Source organism: Altericista sp. CCNU0014 (assembly GCF_044923475.1).
Classification (GTDB): Bacteria; Cyanobacteriota; Cyanobacteriia; order Thermosynechococcales; family Thermosynechococcaceae; genus JAAURS01.
This window is the reverse complement of sequence record NZ_CP137338.1, coordinates 1,997,643-2,015,685: the sequence shown is the minus strand read 5'-3', so window position 1 is coordinate 2,015,685 and position 18,043 is coordinate 1,997,643. Positions and strand designations below refer to the sequence as shown.

The following is an 18,043-nucleotide window of genomic DNA, read 5'->3' as shown; positions in this document are numbered from 1 at the left end:
TGTGCGATAAGTAACGCGAGTCAGTAGATAGCTTAATTCTCATGAATGATTTTCATGGGAATTAAGCTTGAAATTAGTTATTTCAAGCGAGTCTCATAGACTTCGACACTAATTTATGATGACTAAAGGTAACATGTTAGATACTTTAAGAGATACTCCCAAAAAAGCTATTGGTCATTACCTCGTAGAATCAGACTTACTGACTGCACATCAAATCGAATTGGTGTTGAACGAACAGCGGCAGAATCCGGTTCGGATTGGTAGGTTAATTGCTGAAAAAGGATGGGTGTCTCAGCAAACGATTGATTTCATAGTTGAGCGAGTAATAGAACCAGAACGACAAGCCGAGCTTCATAAAACTTCTCCTCAAATGACGTTAGTCAAAATGCTGACAGGCACCTGGCCCGCACAGTGCATCTATGTAGCTGCCACTCTAGGGATTGCAGATTTGCTTAAAGATGGTGCGAAGAGTATTGATGAGTTAGCTGAATTGACAGAGAGCTACGCTCCCAACTTATATAGAATGCTAAGAGCACTTGCGAGCGTTAGTGTGTTTGCTGAAGTTTCTCCTAAATGCTTCTCTCTTACAGAAATGGCAGAATACCTTTGCTGCGATCACCCAAAGTCTTTACGGGAGCTAGGTATGATGCTTAGCGATAAGTGGCATTGGGATTCTTGGGGAGACGTACTACATGTTGTTAAGACAGGCCAACCGCCGCTACAACATCTTTATCAAGTTAACAATGCGTTTGAATATTTCCAGAAGAACCCTCCTTCTGGAAAATTGTTCGACAAAGCGATATCAGGATGGGCCAAGAATACTCACGCCGCGATCGTTCATTCCTACGATTTTTCAGGTATTGAAACCATTGTAGATGTGGCGGGTGGGCATGGTGCTCTTATTGCAGCAATCCTAAATGCAAACCCTCACATGAAGGGAGTTTTATTTGATTTACCCCATGTTATTTCTGAGGCCAAGGCATTCCTACAATCTTCAGGAGTTGCCCATCGCTGTGCGACCTCAACTGGTAACTTTTTTCACTCAGTTCCCCCCGATGGCGATGCCTACATCATCGCTCATACGATTCACAACTGGGATAACGAGGCTTGTCTTTCAATTCTCCAATCTATACGAAAGAGTATGCCTCATAAAAGTCGCCTATTAGTCTTAGAAATGGTAATGCCAGTCGGTAACGAACCGCATTTTAGCAAATGGCTCGATCTAGATATGCTGATGATGTTTTCTGGAGGCAGAGAGCGGACTGAAGCAGAGTATCGCGAACTCTTTAGCGCTGCTGGCTTCGAACTCACTCAGATTGTCCCAACCTCATGCCCATCTAGCATTATTGAAGGCGTTTGCATATAGTTTTCCATTCAGGAACATCCCTCCTTGTCAAGCAAAACTTCAGTCACAGCCTAAAGGCATCCCTAGATAGGCTCTAAGACAGTAGATTAAATTTTTTGCTCAAGCTTCGAAGTTGATGCTTTTCAAAGTGAAATATGCGAGATAAAACGTTCTTCTATCTCATAGATGTGGGATCGGTAGAGTTATTTATAACCTGAAATGGGCACTATAGAAGGAATGCTCCATAAAGAGAGCAGAATATTTCAATCTTTTTGAGGTATAAGCTGGGTTATGAGCAGTACTCAAACCTTTCTGAGAAATTACGAAATTTCAGAACTCATTTACGACGGAGATAAAACCTTAGTTTATCGAGGCGAACGAAAGTCGGATAGTCGGAAGGTTGTTATTAAGCTGCTTAAAAGCACAAATCCTACGATAAAAGAACTCGCTCAGTTTCGTCATCAATATACGGTGATTAATTTACTGAATGACTCAAGAATAATTAAATCCTATGGGTTAGAACGACATAAAAATGGACTTGCGCTAATTTTAGAAGACTTTGGGGGCATCTCTCTGAAGGAGTATCTTAAATCTCAAATCATTAGAGATTTAACTCAAGGAAAATTACCGAGCGGAAATAATACCGTTAAGCTCATTTCACTCTCGACTTTTTTTCATATCGCCCTTCAACTAGTTCAATCTTTAGAAAGTTTATACCATTCGAAGGTAATACATAAAGATATAAATCCTGAGAATATTTTAATTCATCCTGTCACGCAAGAGATCAAGCTAACAGATTTTAGTATTGCCTCTCGATTGAATAGCGAAAGCCAAAGCATTCAAAGGCCAGAATCACTAGAAGGAACATTGGCGTATATGTCGCCCGAACAAACTGGCCGAATGAATCGTAGTATTGACCATCGGACAGACTTTTATTCACTAGGTATTACATTCTACGAGCTACTTACCGGTTGTCTTCCATTTCGTTCTTTTGAACTTCTTGAACTCATTCACGAACAAATTGCTCGTTCCCCCATTCCACCTCTTCAGCTCAACTCGACATTACCTCAATCGCTCAATCAAATCATTCTAAAATTATTAGCTAAAGTACCCGAGGAACGCTATCAAACTGCTTTTGGATTAAAAAAAGATCTAGAGCACTCTCAAGCTAATTGGCTAAAAGGCATCAATAAAACATTTGATTTAGGATCGCAAGATTTTTGCGACCGTCTAGTAATTCCAGAGAAGTTATATGGTCGTGAAAAAGATCTAGAAACTCTAAGATCGGCTTATGAGCGGGTTGAAAATGGACAGACAGAGATCGTAATGGTATCCGGAAATTCAGGAGTTGGCAAAACTTCTTTTGTCAAAGAAATCCAAAGATTAGTTATAGAGAAGAAAGGCTATTTTATTAGTGGAAAATACAATCAATTTCATAATAACCGTCCTTTAGAAGCCATTGTAAATGCATTCAAAGATTTGATTTATCAACTATTAACAGAGAGTAAAACTCAAATCAAAGTTTGGCAAAAAAAAATCATAGGAGCATTGGGTGAAAATGGTCAAATTTTGATCGAAGTGTTACCAGAGCTAGAATTTCTAATCGGCAAGCAACCTGTACTGAATAATCTTGAAGCAATTCAGTCACAAAATCGATTTAATTTTGTTTTTCAGCAATTCATCCAAATTTTTCCTCAAAGTAAACATCCCTTGGTATTGTTTTTAGATGATTTACAATGGGCAGACCTCGGATCACTACAGCTGATTCACTCTTTAATGAGTCAGACTACTAATCCCTATTTACTCATTATCGGAGCTTATCGGCAAAACGAAGTTGAGGCAAACCATCCTCTAACGTTAAGTATTAGTAAAATTCGCAAGACTACCACGATTGTACAAGATATCCATTTAACATCCCCACCTCTAGATGCATGGAATAATTTATTATTTGACACGTTTAAAAATCCCTCTCATCTTAGCAAACCTCTTGCTCAATGGATTTACAACAAAACTCAAGGAAATTCTTTTTTCTACATCCAATATATCAAAACTCTATATCAGAGACAACTCATTACTTTTAATTGGGAGCAACGAGTATGGGAATGGAGTTTATCTAAGATTCAAAGCGATTCATTTGCCGATAGTATCATCGAACTCATTATTCAGCAAATTCAAAAATTTTCACCAGAAACTCAAAACTTGTTGGAAATAGCTTCTTGTCAAGGGATTTCTTTTTCAAGCAAACTTCTCGCGCATGTTTCTGGATATTCTCAGCTAGAGGTTCGTACTTATCTTTGGGATGTATTACAAGCTGGTTTAATTACTTCTACTCATGCCAGTTACGATCTCGATCGGGAAAGCTTGTCTTCTACAAGCGAACGATCTTCAGTTCACGATTCTGGTTCTCTAGATACATTACAATTCGATTCATACGAATGCATTTATAGCTTTGTTCACGATCGTATCCATCAGGCCGCTTACTCATTAATTCCTATTGAGAGCAAAAACAACCTTCATCTTGTTATTGGACATTTTTTACTCGGCACTCTTTCCCCATCTACTCCCTCCGAACAACTTTGTGAAATTGTAAATCACCTCAATCAAGGTATTTTATATATAAAAAGCACTTCAGAAAAAAGCCGATTAGCTCAGTTGAATTGGTTGGCAGGATGTAAAGCACAAACATCAACTTCCTATATAGAGTCAACAAATTATTTCCATACAGGCATAAAATTACTCGAATCTGACGGATGGCGTACAAACTATGAATTAATGCTTGAATTACATTATGGTGTAATTGAGTCTACTCTTCTACTTGGAGATTATACTCAGATGGAATATTTCGTGAATGAGATCATAGTTTACAGCAAAAATAAATCAGATACAATTAAAGGATATCAGGTCAAAATTGAGGCATATAAAGCACAAGCACAAAGCCAAAAAGCCGTCACCGTTGGCCTAGAAATTCTCGATAAATTTGGAATAAACTTTCCAGGTCAAATTTCCTCGGGTGATATCCAAAATCAATTTCACGAGACGCAATTTAGGCTAGAAAATAAAGACTCTGAAGATTTGCTGAATTTGCCCGTTATGACCGAGCCTGACAGCTTAATCATTATGGATCTTATTGGGCGTCTTTTACCCATCACCTACTCATGCAATCCACGTCTCTTTTCCTTATTACTTTTAAAACAAATTAATTTGTCACTTGAAAAAGGAAATTGTTCTATTTCTTCATGGAATTATATTGCATACAGTGTAATTCTATGGACTCTAGAAAAAGAGATTGACATTATCTATAAATTTGGAAGTCTAGGTATTCGTTTATGTAATAAGTTTGACAATAAAAATGATTTGGTAATCTCAATATTTACATTTAATACGTTTATTTTTTATTGGAAAAATCATCTTAATAAAACACTTCATCCCTTGCTCAATAACTATGTAATGAGTCTTGAAGTCGGAGATTTAGTTCATGCAAGCTTTTCCTTAGTTGAGTATGTCGAACATTCTTTCTGGTGCGGGAGGTCACTCATTTTTCTTGAAGAAGAGTTTTCAAATTACCATAAAAGTTTGTTAAATCTTAAGCAAGAAATTACTATTAGATTTTATGAGATTAATTGGCACGCAGTTTCAAATCTTATTGGAGACACAACAAGCGATCGTACATACGACAAAGATTTAGATAATGAATTAATTACTTTAAGGAAGTTCGAAAAAACAGAAAACAGACAAGCAATCTTTTTATATCACTTAAATAAGCTACATTTTTATTGTCTTTTTCGTGATTTTGCAAAGGCTCTAAAATATGCAGAATTTTCTGAAAATTATCTGGATGCGGTTCCTTGCAGGATTGTAGCTGTCAGTTTTTATTTTTACAAACTTTTAGTTTTATTGTTTATCTACCCAGAGAAAGACTCAGCCGAACAATCCCGTATTTTAGAAGCAGTAGCGCAACTAAATAATAAGCTGGAAAAGTGGGCTGAGAGCGCACCCATGAATTTTCTGCATAAATATTACTTGGTTCAGGCAGAACAGCACAGGGTCTTGGGTCAATATATTGAAGCAATGTCTGCCTACGATCGAGCGATCGCCCTTGCTCAAGAAAATGAATACCTCAACGAAGAAGCCCTTGCCCACGAGCTTGCAGGTTTGTTTTATCTAGGCTGGGGCAAAACAACAATCGCACAAACATATCTCATTAATGCCTACTATGCCTATGAGCGCTGGGGTGCCAAAGCAAAGCTACGCGATTTAGAACGACGCCATCCAGACTTGCTCGATCTTTTCCAGAAATCTGAATCAAATCTAAGCATCAATACTCTAACAACCTTTTCCGAAGAAACGCATCTAAGTCGTAGGGCAGATACCTTAGACTGGTTATCTATAATGCGAGCATCCCAAGCACTTTCCCAGGAAATTGACCTAGATACGCTTTTAGCCGCAATTATGAAAGTCGTGCTTGAGAATGCAGGTGCTGAGAAAGGTTCTCTGTTACTCATAGAAGAAGAGAACCTCGTTTTAAAAGCTCGCTGTACTCAGGATGAATGTCATATTGATAGATTCAAATTGTTTGACGCACAACCTCAATCGAGTCAAAAGCTATCGATGTCGGTACTCAATTACGTCGAGCGCACGCAACAAGCCTTGGTTTTAGCTAACGCTACTGCTGAGACAAGATTTGCTGCGGACTCCTACATAGCACAGTACCAGCCACTTTCCATTCTTTGTATGCCAATTCAACGTCAAGGAACCTTGGTTGGCATTCTCTATCTTGAAAATAACTTGACTACTGATGCTTTTACAACAGACCGCTTAGAGGTTCTTCAGTTTCTTATGGCTCAAGCCGCTATTTCTATTGAAAATGCTCAGCTTTATGCCTCAGTCGAGCAAAAGGTGAAAGACCGGACGCTAGAGTTGCAGATCGCCAAACAAGAAGCTGAGCGCGCCAAGGAAGCATCGGAAAAAGCCAATCGGGCTAAAAGCGAGTTTCTAGCTAATATGAGCCACGAACTCCGCACACCCCTCAACGCAGTTTTGGGGTTCAGTCAGCTCCTGCATCGAGATCCGTCCACTTCTCCCGAACAACGCGCAAAATTAGACATCATCAATCGAAGTGGCGAACATTTGCTGACATTGATCAACGATGTATTAACGATGTCTAAAATTGAGTCTGGCCGAACGACACTACACGAAACAACCTTCGATCTTCAGGCTCTGGTCTCGTCCATTCATGAAATGCTATTGATGAAGGCAACTTCGAAAAATCTTAAGTTTGAAGTCGAATGTTCTCAAGACATCCCTCAATTTATACAGGCCGATGACGGGAAGTTACGCCAGGTCTTAATTAATCTTTTGGGCAATGCAATTAAGTTTACGCAGCAAGGTAGCGTAAAGCTCCGGGTCAGTCAAAAATACAGCGGAAAGGATACTACCAAGATTTGTCCTTCAGGTCAAACAGCCACATCTCTGCTTTTTGAAGTGGAAGATACAGGACCTGGGATTGCCCCCCACGAGCTGGAAGATTTATTTGAAGCCTTTGCTCAAACGGAGGCAGGCCGAAAGTCCCAAGAAGGGACAGGCCTCGGATTACCCATTAGCCGAACTTTTGTCCGGTTAATGGGGGGAGATATTAGAGTGAAAAGTACGGTGGGTCGAGGGTCTTGCTTTTCTTTCGATATTCAGGTGTGTGCCTTCGAAAAAGTTTCGTTAACTTCTCAATCGTTGAGTAATATTACTGGGTTGGCACCCGGCCAATTGGTCTATCGAATCTTGGTAGCAGAAGATCGAGGGGAAAATCAGCAGGTCTTAGTGCAGTTACTTGAAGGGGTGGGGTTCGAGGTTCGGGTTGCATCAAATGGAGAGGAGGCGATCGCCGTTTGGCAAACCCATTCGCCCCATCTGATTTTGATGGATCTGCAAATGCCCGTAATGGACGGTTGCGAAGCAACGCAAGCGATCAAACGCCAAGCCGCGCAAGCTCAACAGCAACCTCCGATCGTCATTGCAATTACAGCAAATACCTTTGAGGAAACTCGCTTGAAAAGCATGGAAATGGGATTTGACGATTTCGTCCACAAACCGTTTCAGGCAGAGGCACTTTTTGAAACGATCGCCAAACATTTAGGCGTGCGTTATCTGCGCGAGGCAAATTTGCAGACTGCCGGGCTGAAGTTAGAAACCGAATCCGACGCGCTTCTGGACGCCGTCACATCAGAAGATTTCCAGAAAATCTCTCCAGAATGGTTGGATCGAGTCAATCTTGCCGCCTCCGAACTTCACGAATCTAAACTCACAGAGCTGATCGAGCAAATAAGCGAAGAATATCCCGAGATCGCGAGTACCCTCAGGAACTTGCTCAAAAATTTCCGCTTCGATCGAATTGTCAACCTAGTTCAGACTAAATCTGTTAAATAGGATACTATTCTTGCTACATCCTCCTCCTTAGTTCTTTCACAGTATTTTTACAAGATTAGCTATTGTAGACCCTAAACTCAAAATCAAATGAAAGAGTAGTAGTTTATACTCATTCCTACAGCGATAAGGAAGGTAGAAAAATTTTTAAGAATAACTTCCATTTGCTGTCGGATCTGGTTAAAAGTTGGGTACTTTAAAAGATAATACCAAAATTCATAAAATTCGATTAAATATCATCTCTATCATTTTTTTAATAAAACCAGGTACACGAGCTACAGCTCAAAATAACAACAATTCAATAGTTCGGCTTTTAATTGACAACTAATTTTACAACCAATTTACGAAAAGATGAATAACTTCAAGGGAAAGATCTTACTTGTTGATGACCGAGTCGAGAATCTTGAGTTGCTCTTTTCGATTCTAACTAAAGCTGGATATGAAGTAAGACGAGCAATCAATGGCTCCTCGGCATTAATGGGAGTTAAATCCGTTCATCCAGATCTGATTTTGCTAGATATCAACATGCCCGATATGAATGGCTATGAAGTCTGTCGGCAGCTTAAGAAAGACTCCCAACATCAAGACATTCCTGTTATTTTTATCAGCGCTCTGGACGACGGTTTAGATAAAATGAAAGCTTTTTCAGCCGGGGGAGTTGACTACATTACCAAACCATTTGAAATGATGGAAGTTTTGAGTCGCATTGAGAATCACATGCAGATTAAAGCGGCACGCACAAAATTAAAGGACTTGAATATAGAACTGGAAAAGCGGGTAGCAGAGCGTACATTAGAACTGACTGCTGCAACGCAAGCATTGGAACAGGAAAATATAGAGCGCAGAAAAGCACAGGCTATGCTGGAGCACATGGCATGGCACGATCCACTAACGGATTTACCCAATCGTACGTGGCTGATGCAGCAGTTACAGGACTCGATCGCGAAAGCAAAACAAGAGACTAACTATCAATTTGCAGTATTATTTCTGGACTGCGATCGATTTAAAGTCATCAACGATTCGCTAGGGCATATGGTTGGCGATCGACTGCTCGTTGAGATCGCCCATCGCCTTATGAACTCTTTGCCTTCCAATGCCACTCTGGCGCGATTTGGTGGGGACGAATTTATTGTTATACTTAAGGCAATCGAACGGGTTGACGATGCTCAACAACTAGCACAAAAGCTTCAAAGTGCTTTAGCTTCTCCCTTTAATATAGAGCTCCATGAAATGTTTGTGAGCGCTAGTATTGGCATTGTCTTAGGCAACTTTGAAGTCAGACATCCAGAGGATTTAGTGCGCAATGCAGATATTGCAATGTATCGAGCCAAAGCATTGGGGAAGGCTAGATATTATGTCTTTAATACAGATCTATACAATAACGCCCAAAAACGATTGCAGCTAGAGACAGACTTACGCCGAGCAATAGAGCGCAAGGAGTTTTTTCTTCAGTATCAACCTATCGTATCGCTTAAATCTGGTGAGATTGAGGGATTTGAAGCATTAGTGCGATGGAACCATCCCAAGCGCGGTCTTATTTCTCCTATCGACTTTGTTCCAGTCGCTGAAGAGACTGGGCTAATTGTTCCTCTGGGTTATTGGATTTTAGAAGAAGCTTGCCGTCAATTTCAGGATTTGAAAACCGATCTTGAGACAACTGCAACGAGCGAAGTCAGTCAAAAGTCTCTCTCTTTAAAAATCAGCGTTAATTTATCAGCAAAACAATTTTCTCAACCCGGACTCATCGATACGATCGATGAAATTTTTGAAAAGACGGATTTTGACAGTAAAAATTTAAATCTAGAGATCACGGAAAGTGTTCTCATGGACGATCCCCAATCAAACAATATAATTTTGAAGGCACTAAAAGATCGCCATATTCAGCTTACAATAGACGATTTTGGCACGGGTTATTCTTCGTTAAGCTACTTACACCGTTTTTCAGTAGATGCACTCAAAATAGATCGCTCCTTTATTTGCCGCCTTGCGCCCAGTGGGGACGGCCTGCGGATCGTTGAAGCAATGACTTCTATGGCTCAAAGTTTGGGCATTATGGTGGTGGCGGAAGGAGTTGAAACTTCAGAACAGATTTTACAACTGCAACAGTTAGGTTGCGATTATGCCCAAGGCTACTGGTTTGCTAAACCATTGGACTCAGAAGCTGCAAAGCAACTCCTATTATCTTGTCAAACATTTAATATTTAAGATTTTTCCACGCTATCTATCCAATATTAATTTGTCTGATAAATAAATTTATGTTGCAAGAGAAGAAAGTTGAACGAGTAAGATTTTGATAGCAAACAATTTTAAATTGCCCGATCGAAAATTGCCTCTCCAACAAATGCACGCGAGTTGAAGATGATGGATAACGACATAGAAGTCAATGAGATCGATGCATGGAATGCTTTGAAGACAAATTCAATAATATCTGAGAACTTAGAAAGTAAACTTTTTCTCGATAAGGGCGATCCACTTAGGATTTTATATCTTTCTGAAATTAATACTTCAGATCGATTTGATATCGATCTAACTCGTTGTCAACTTGACTCCAATTGGGGAATTTATAAGGCGGCTAATATTGAAGAAGTTTTCGATCTCGTTTGTCAAACTAATATTAGTCTCATCTTAGTTAAGCAAGCGTCTTCATCTGAAGAATGGTTAAATAAAGTCGCTAGCATTGGAACGCAACTCGATATTCCTATACTTGCCGTTGTCGATCGCGAGGATGAGGCGATCGCAATAGCTGCTTTTGACATCGGAGCCTATGACTACATAACCTTAGAAGAACTACGGGACTCTAAAATTCTTCAGCGAACGATTCGGCATGGAATCGCTTGTCATCGCTGGAAAATGCAGAACGATCGGCTACAGCAGATTGATGCTAAAGATCAAAATAAAAGAAAAAAAGCGGAAACAGATTTAAGAGAAAGTGAAGAGTATTTTCACATTCTTAGCGAATACGTCCCAATTGGAATTTTTCAAGCTGACTTGTTGGGCAAGCAAATTTATACCAATACCTACTTAAAAAATTTATGTTTGACAGATACGAAAACTGGATTAAGTCAAAATTGGACTGAAAGTCTCCATCCAGAAGATCGAACATACCTACAAAATATAGGCATCCTAGAATCTGAAGAAAATTTAGGCCAGAATTGGATAGAGCACGTTCACCCAGACGATCGAGAAGAAGTCGTTCGGTCTTACCAAAATTTTATCCAAGGAATTGGCTCGTTCCATCTTGAATTTAGATTTATTCGATCTCAAGCGGATATTCGCTGGGTTGTCGGCCAAGTTATACCTCTTATAAATTCTAATGGAGAAACGACGGGTTTTGTTGGGAGCATTACAGATATCACAGAGCGCAAGCAAGCAGAAGAGAAACTCAAACAATTAAATATCGAACTCGAGTGCCGAGTTTTTGACAGAATCTCAGAGTTGCAGAAACTTAACTTAGAACTGCGAATTGGAAACAAAATTCGCGAATTTCACGAGGCAGAACGACAAAAAACCGAAAGAGAACTTCATATAGCAAAAGATCGGCTTCAAGCGGTTCTTGATGCCGTTCCAGGATGCGTAGCTTGGGTGAGTGCCGATCTGAGTTATTTAGGTATGAACCAGTTGATGGCACAAACTTTCCAACTCGATATCAGAGATTTTATGGGAGAAACAGTTGGATTTAACAAATCTAAAGCTAAAGATTATGTTGACTTTGCTAAACGCTGTTTTGCAGGTTCGGAAGATAACATTAGTGAAGAGCTAGAGTTTGAGTTTGATGAAGGAAATAAGAAACATTACTTGCTAATTGGCCAAAAGTATGCCCAAGGTCGATCTGCTGTTTTTGTTGCTATTGAAATTACAGAACGCAAACGTGCTGAAGTTGAGACTCAACGTGCTTTAGAAAAAGTTGAAGAATTAAGCGAACTTAAATCTAGATTTATTTTTATGGTGTCTCACGAATTTCGGACACCGCTGACTTCAATTTTTTCTGCAAGCGAATTGTTAGAGCACTACGGGCAGAAATGGCCGCCAGAAAAAATTTTACAGTACCTCAAGCAAATTCAAGAATCCGTTCGCCGAATGAATGGCTTACTCGAAGATGTCTTGATCATTGGTGCTGGAGAGGTAGGTAAACTTAAAATTAAGCCGACCGAGATAGACATCGTTCAATTCTGTCAGCAATTAATTGAAGAAACTCAATTATCCAAACAGAACCATCACGCTTTCAATTTTACGCACGATACTCGAGTACAGCGAGTCGTCATTGATTCCAAACTCTTGCGTCATATTCTCTCTAACCTATTGTCAAATGCTGCTAAATATTCTCCAGTTCAGAAGCCTATCGATCTCAATCTGCGGGTAGACAGCAGACAAATTACCTTAGAAGTAGTCGATCTTGGAATAGGTATTCCTCAAGAAGACCAAAAATATCTTTTCGACCTTTTTCATCGCGCTACTAATGTGGGCACTATAGGAGGTACGGGGATTGGTTTGTCAATCGTCAAAAAATCTGTCGATGCTTTAGGAGGAATCATTTCCTTCAAGAGCGAAGTCAACTCTGGCTCAAAGTTTACCGTTTCAATCCCGATCGACCAAGTTAATGAGGAATATCAGTGGTGACCAAAATTCTTGTCATTGAAGACGAACTTAACGTGCGCGAAAATTTAGTAGAGCTTCTAGAAGCAGAAAATTATGAAGTCTTTTCAGCACAGGATGGTTTTGAAGGGATTTCTTTTGCTCAAGAGCATCGTCCTGAATTAGTTCTATGCGACGTAACAATGCCAGACTTAGATGGCTACGATGTCCTCAGTAACCTGCGTCAAGATCCAGAAATAGCATTAACGCCCTTTATTTTTCTGACTGCAAAGGCAGCTTCGGAGGAAATTCGTCAGGGCATGAACCTAGGGGCCGATGATTATCTCACCAAACCCTTTAGTCGTAAGGAATTATTATCGACAATTGAAGCTCGATTGTCTAAACAGAAAATTTACACTCAAAATACTGACGCTCTACTGAGCAATATAGGTGAAAGTTTCTCATACTCTATTTCCGAAAAGATATTTAATCCTTTGGATGAGATCCTAGGAGCTTCAAAAATCTTTGTTCAAGATTCTAATTTTATTGAATCTGATGACATTAAAAAATTAGGCGATCACATTCAAGTTAATGCCAAGTTTTTAAAGCGCGCCATACTAAATGTTTTCATGTATTTAAACATGGAACTTTTGTTTCGCAATCCCGAAGCGCTAAAGATCATTCAAAATATTTATACAATGAGGCCTGGTGATTTTGTTTTCATGATTGCCATGCAGATGGCGAAGAAATATGAATGCTCCAAAACAATGACAGTAAATGTAAATAATGCAAGATTAAAAATTGCAACGAATGATTGGAAGAAAATTGTTGAGGAATCACTTGATTTTATTTTTTCTTTACCTCAGAAGAATTCGTCAGTCAATGTTGAGACTAATGTCATAAAAGATTCTTTTCAGTACTCTATATGCTTTAAAGCTGACGAGTTACCCTTTGACTTGCTGCAGAAGGTTTCTCTAAATAATCCTCGAAATCAAGCTTTCTATGAAGAGTTGGATGCTGGCCTAGGTCTTCTCATCACCCACTTTATTGTCAAGCTTTATGGTGGTGAATTTACCATAAAAAGCGATAAGAATGCTTGGGGAGAATCTCTTACTTTACTAATTTCTTTCCCCCTCACTACAACAGAGCAATAAGAATGAATCAAGCCAATTCATAGAAATTATAGCCCTTATTTGGATGAGAAACTTGAGAGGCAGTTTGAAAAGTTTCTTAGACATTACACTCGCCCCCCTAACCCCCCAATTCTGGGGGGAAATAACCCTAGTTTTCGAAAACGATCCTAGTTTTTGGCGTTCTCCCCCCAGAATTGGGGGGCGGGGGGGCTAATGCAGAGACGAACGAGGCTTTTAAAACAGCCTCTGAGAAGAACAGATTGTTAGGATCGTTCTAATGCGTGCCAATATCGCTTAAGTCCCTACGATTGTTTGCCACAGACAGATACCAAGAACAAAGGCTGTAAGGTGCTGCGGCCAAAGGCTTTTAAAGGGTTGACGACCAATTTTTTGAGTGAGCGCCCAAGTCAGTAAAATGCTGACCGCTAGGGTGCTCGCCTGCAAAAATGCGATCGTAGTCCTATGAGCGCTGTAAGCGGGCAAAAACGATCCTTCGTAGCCTAACGTTGCCCAAGTTACGGGCAAGACTTGCCCCGCTTCCGTTAGCCCCAAGCGTAAATAGTGCGCCAAGGTCGCACCTAGCACGAGCGGGAGGTATCCATAGGCAAGTTCCAGGAAGGGGCGATGTTTTCCCGGACTGAGGATTTGCAACAAGCCATGGCCCACAATCGGGATGAAGGCGGCGATCGCCAGCACCAGCACCGACACTCCCGCATGGGGCCAAAACTCCGCGAGATGAAAGTTGAGGTTTGACACCGCTTCGAGTTCGGGAAGGCGATGCAAGAATACGCCGCCCAGTAGTAGTAAGAGCAGCGCCACTTCATGACTGCGCGGCTGATGGGTCGTCCACAACTCAATGCCGGGCGGGCGTAGGTTAAACTCCACCGAGCGATGGGGGCAAGCCTTGAGGCAGGTCATGCAGAGGACGCAGTCGCGATTATCCACAAGCTGGGCCGGATGGGAATAGAGCGGGCAGCCGTCGGTCTCTTGACCCTCTCCTTTAACGGGGCCACCCTTATAGCACTGATAGGTCGTGCATTCTGCCGAGCAGGTGCCCTGCTGCGCGCGGAGTTCCGTCATGGAAAGTTTGGCAAACAGGCCATTCATGCCACCAATCGGACACAAGTAGCGACACCAAAAGCGCCGTTCGAAGATCGAGGAAAAAATGACGGCTCCGGCGGTGATCAGCAGCAGCAGCCAACTGGATAGATAGGCCGTATTTTCTAAATCCCAAAGTTCCTCCCATAGAAAAATGAGGGCAAATAGCCCAAATAAAAACCATCCGCCCCAGCGATCCGCTTCGTCTCTGGGCCAATGTTTGAGCTGGCGCGGAACCAACCAGAGGGAGAGCTTTTGCACCACCTCTCCGTAAATCATAAAAGGGCAAATCGAGCACCACACCCGACCCACAAAGGGGAATCCAATTAAAACGAGCGGCCACCACCAAGCCCAAAACAGATTTAGGGCCACGTTATGATGGCGATCTTGAGGGCCGATAAACAGGACGGCTACTACGATGGCAAAAGCGCTCAGCGTAAACCCATAATTGATGCGGGTCGGCCACCAGTCGCTGCGTAAAAACTGGCGGAGTTTGGGATAAGCGTTCAGTAAGTTCAGCCGGAAGCGCTGTTTTTTGCCTTCAGCGGGCCAGAAAACTTCATCGGTCAGGTCGTCCGTGCCGGGAGATTGGGCGATCGCCCGTTCGATCAAGCTTTGCAGCTCGGCTAAATTGCCGGGATAGTTATAAGCCTGAAGTCTCCGTAGTGCCTCGGGGGTAACGCTACGTTTGGGAATGCTTTTTGCTTGGGCGATGAGGGCGAGATAGTAATCGACCTGAACTTTAATATCTGTCTTTCGGACCCGCAACGGCGGCACTTTAATGACGTGCGGGATCGAACGCTCGATTTGAGGAAAGGTTCTTTCCGTGACGATGACGATTCGAGCGTTGCTGGTTTTGGGGAGTGCGGTGCTGTTGGGGTCGCGCTGGATGGGCGTATAGGTTCCGGTCTCGAGCAGCGTTTTCAGTTGCGGCAATAAGGCAGGTGCGAGGTCTTGAAGGTTGTTGAAGACTAGGGTGCCTTCGCCCAATGCTTCCAACAGCCCCGGTTTGCCACCGACCCGTCCGAACAGATCCGCGCCGCTCGCCTGTAGCGTCGCGCAGTTGACCTTAACGATCGGTTCGCGCCGCCAGGGCGAGCCAAAGTGAATCAGGGCGGCTGCGTTGTCTTTTTCGAGTCCGGGTTCTCCTAAAATCAGCACGGGTTTGCGATCGCGCGCGGCATCCTTAATTTGCTGGCGCAGGCGATTGGCGTAGCGACTGGTTCCGACAATCCCGCGCTTGGCTTTGGAAACTTGATGGGGCCGCAAGATGGCTTGGCGCTCTTGCTCGAATGCTAGTTCGGATTTGACCAGGGCTAAATCCTCAGCCAACTGCCGCGACACGGTTTGGACGAGTTCTGGAAATTGGGCGGCGATCGCCAAAAAATCGGCCTTGGGCATAAACCAAAACTGACAGTCGGTGAGGGCCACTACCGTTTCCTGCGTGGGTTGCTCCAACAGCAATTCTGTCAAATGCAGCACGGCACCTGGGAGCAAACTGATGGCCCAAGCGGGACCGCTGGGATTCGTTCGATAGCGCTCGAGATGCCCCCGGCCCAAAATATAAAGTCCATCGGGGAGGGTATCTTCCAATACGAGCCGTCGGTTGGCGGGAAAGTCTCGATATTGAAGCTTTGGCAGCATTGCCTCCAAAACGCGATCGGGCAAATTGCCGAGCGCCGAGCGTTCTTTCAGCCAGACTAAGGCGAGAGTGGGAGTGGACATAATGCACCAGTCCTCCTAGTTTCTCTGTCCTCAGACTAGGCGATTGCTATCCCCCTGTCTAATATCTGGACGGAGCAGCCTCGCAAAAACCTGCAATCTTGTCCCAACTCAACAGTCTGAACCTGGAAAAAGTCGATCGAATCCAGATCGAAATCCAACTTTATCCCTATTTGACCGTTAGAGTATTACAAAATAAATAAATAAGATGGGTAAGCAAGGGGCGATCGATTCAGAATCCCTAAAGCGATCCGTTCTATTTACCCCACAACCGAAGGAGTAACCAGTCTGGATGAACGCTGCCGAGTGCGCCACAAGCCCTGAAGCCGCCACTAAAATCGCTGCCGTTGTGGACTTATTTAAGCGGCAGTTTCCAACGGTCAAAGCCAACCTAAAGCCCTGGGCCAACGACCCAGATACCCAGGAGTGGATTGACCCCAACTCCCTCGATATCGGCCTCAACCTGCCAGCAGGGCAAACTCTCGTCCAGTTGCGGCTTCACGAGCAGCGCCTGATCGGCATTGAGGCTGCCTGCTTTGGACCCTTGGGACATCAGCGCTGGCGGTTTTCCACCGTCGGAGACTGGACCTTTGCTGGGACCTATCCCCCTGCTTCGGGATTTCAAGAAACGCTGAAGCAGGTGTGCAAAGAACTCTTTTTGCTGTTTAATGATGCAGCACCTTAACGACTTCTTCCATTCCTTAAGGTCTTACAAGGGTAATGGCGCATTCCTCAAAACAGTTCGGTTCTGCCCGTAAAAATGGGGCCGCCGTCATGCGATCGCTGACGCCCTATTTATTTTTGGCACCAGCCTCGATCGTCCTCGCCCTAACGGTCTTTTGGCCTGCGATTCAGGCCTTTTATCTCAGCTTTACCCGATTTGAATACGATTTGACCCAAGCTCCTGCCTGGGTCGGTCTTGCCAATTTTCAAAAACTGTGGCGCGATCCGGTCTTCTGGAAAACCCTGAGCAATACGATCTTGTATTTGGTCTGCGTCGTCCCGATTCTGGTGAGCTTGCCCCTCGGCTTAGCCATCCTCGTCAATCAAAACCTCAGAGGCATTCGCTGGTTCCGCACCGCCTACTATACGCCCGTCGTCATTTCTATGGTCGTAGCCGGAATCGCTTGGAAATGGCTGTACGCCTCCAACGGTCTCCTCAATCAAGGACTGCAATGGCTCGGTATCGGTGAAGGCATTCCCTGGCTCACCAGTCCCGACCTCTCCCTCTTTAGCGTCATGGCCGTCACGGTCTGGAAAGGGCTGGGCTACTACATGGTGATTTACCTGGCCGGGCTTCAAGGGATTCCCGCAGATTTATACGAAGCTGCCGCCATCGACGGCTCTGACGGGTTGCAAAAGCACTGGGACATTACCATTCCCCTCATGCGCCCTTACTTGTTTCTGGTCGCCGTCATTTCGTCGATTTCCGCCACTAAAGTCTTCGAAGAAATTTTCATCATGACGAAAGGCGAACCCCTCAATAGCTCTAAAACAATTGTTTACTATCTCTACGAGCGCGCGTTTCAAGACCTAGAAATGAGCTATGCCTGTGCCATCGGCCTCGTGCTGTTTCTGATGATCTTCGGATTATCTATCCTCAATTTGAAGCTGGGGCAACTCCGGCAATAGAAAAATCAGGCTATCTTGAGGATCCGAGGCTACTGTACGTCGCTAGACGCATTGGACAAAACGTACTAAAATCCAGCACGATGACTTCAAATAACTTCCAAACCAAATACCCCACGCGAGGAATCGA

The 18,043-nt window shown here is 43.0% G+C and carries 8 protein-coding genes; 7 read left to right on the top strand and 1 reads right to left on the bottom strand.

The features are described from left to right. The first annotated feature begins 115 nt into the window (after positions 1-115). The 5 genes from R6H26_RS09935 to R6H26_RS09915 all read left to right on the top strand — a co-directional run bounded on the left by R6H26_RS09935 (position 116) and on the right by R6H26_RS09915 (position 13,485). Complete coding sequence (locus R6H26_RS09935) at positions 116-1,366, top strand: methyltransferase (protein WP_404790296.1); 1,251 nt, start codon at positions 116-118, stop codon at positions 1,364-1,366. Positions 1,367-1,636: 270 nt separating this feature from the next. Further along, positions 1,637-7,762 (top strand): AAA family ATPase, encoded by a 6,126-nt coding sequence (locus R6H26_RS09930; protein WP_404790295.1) that lies wholly within the window; start codon positions 1,637-1,639, stop codon positions 7,760-7,762. Positions 7,763-8,110: 348 nt separating this feature from the next. Further along, a complete protein-coding gene (locus R6H26_RS09925; RefSeq protein ID WP_404790294.1) occupies positions 8,111-9,964 on the top strand; it encodes an EAL domain-containing protein in 1,854 nt (617 codons plus the stop codon). 153 nt (positions 9,965-10,117) lie between these two features. Next, complete coding sequence (locus tag R6H26_RS09920) at positions 10,118-12,376, top strand: ATP-binding protein (protein ID WP_404790293.1); 2,259 nt, start codon at positions 10,118-10,120, stop codon at positions 12,374-12,376. Beyond that, positions 12,370-13,485: a response regulator transcription factor gene (locus tag R6H26_RS09915; protein ID WP_404790292.1), complete on the top strand. Its 1,116-nt coding sequence runs from the start codon at positions 12,370-12,372 to the stop codon at positions 13,483-13,485. The genes R6H26_RS09920 and R6H26_RS09915 overlap by 7 nt, the downstream gene beginning before the upstream one ends. A 273-nt stretch (positions 13,486-13,758) precedes the next feature. Here the strand turns inward: R6H26_RS09915 and R6H26_RS09910 are convergent, their stop codons facing one another. After that, on the bottom strand, positions 13,759-16,287 hold the full coding sequence (locus R6H26_RS09910) for a cyclic nucleotide-binding domain-containing protein (protein ID WP_404790291.1): 2,529 nt from the start codon (positions 16,285-16,287) through the stop codon (positions 13,759-13,761). Positions 16,288-16,576: 289 nt separating this feature from the next. On the opposite strand from R6H26_RS09910, the gene R6H26_RS09905 reads away from it, so the two are divergent. Continuing rightward, positions 16,577-16,969: a hypothetical protein gene (locus R6H26_RS09905; RefSeq protein ID WP_404790290.1), complete on the top strand. Its 393-nt coding sequence runs from the start codon at positions 16,577-16,579 to the stop codon at positions 16,967-16,969. 89 nt (positions 16,970-17,058) lie between these two features. Continuing rightward, the gene (locus R6H26_RS09900) at positions 17,059-17,916 is read left to right on the top strand and encodes a carbohydrate ABC transporter permease (RefSeq protein WP_404791272.1); all 858 of its coding nucleotides are present in this window, start codon (positions 17,059-17,061) and stop codon (positions 17,914-17,916) included. The last annotated feature ends 127 nt before the right edge of the window (positions 17,917-18,043 follow it).